This is a genomic window from Streptococcus sp. HMSC061D10 (assembly GCF_001808865.1).
In the GTDB taxonomy this organism is placed as follows: domain Bacteria; phylum Bacillota; class Bacilli; order Lactobacillales; family Streptococcaceae; genus Streptococcus.
The window spans coordinates 1-221 of record NZ_KV795001.1 but is presented as its reverse complement, the minus strand read 5'-3'; the positions used below and the strand labels follow the sequence as shown (position 1 = coordinate 221).

Annotated in this window: 1 protein-coding gene; it reads right to left on the bottom strand. The window is 48.4% G+C overall.

The genetic code is table 11. The annotated features are described in order from the left end of the window. Positions 1-221, bottom strand: a 221-nt coding sequence (locus HMPREF2728_RS10795; protein ID WP_186822185.1) for an Ig-like domain-containing protein, incomplete at both ends; no start/stop codon positions are given.

Sequence of the window (221 nt, the reverse complement as noted above, 5' to 3'; positions counted from 1 at the left end):
GCTGTACCTGTAACTGCTGTAGCGCCTGCTGTAACTGGGCTTACACTTGGTGCTGCTGGTGCTGTTGTATCTGGCACTGTAGCTGATGTCGGTGTTGACTTGTTACCTGCATCGTCGGTTGCTGTTACAGATACTTTATCGCCTTCTTTCAAGGCACTTACTGGTACACTGAAGTTTCCATCTTGATCGGCTTTCGCTGTTGCTTTAGAACCATCTGGAAG